The sequence below is a fragment of the Kiloniella majae genome, from assembly GCF_002118315.1.
In the GTDB taxonomy this organism is placed as follows: Bacteria; Pseudomonadota; Alphaproteobacteria; order Kiloniellales; family Kiloniellaceae; genus Kiloniella; species Kiloniella majae.
Genome location: NZ_MTSZ01000028.1, coordinates 1 through 277 on the forward strand (window position 1 = coordinate 1; position 277 = coordinate 277).

1 protein-coding gene is annotated in these 277 nt (G+C 56.0%); it reads right to left on the bottom strand.

Annotation, left to right across the window (positions count from 1 at the left end):
* On the bottom strand, window positions 1–277 hold a 277-nt coding region (locus BKB51_RS21365), incomplete at both ends, for a hypothetical protein (protein ID WP_198946832.1).

Here is a 277-nt window from a genome sequence, read left to right on the forward strand (position 1 = left end):
CGTTCCTGCCGTGCCCCTTCTTTTTGTCTCCCTCCCTTCCGCTCTGCGTGCTCTGGTTTCTTCTTGTTCTCCTCTCCCCTCTCTCCTCGTTTTTCCTTCCTGGTCGCCTTCCCCTTTTTCTTTCCCTCTTTTTTCTTCCTCCTCCTTTCGCTTGTCCCCCCCCTTTCCCCCTTTGTCCCTTCCCCCTCCTCCCTGCTCCTTGTTCTCTTTCCATTTTTCCCCCTTCCCCCTTCCTTTTCTCTCTCCCCCCCCCTCCCTCTTCTCCCTTTTCCTTCCC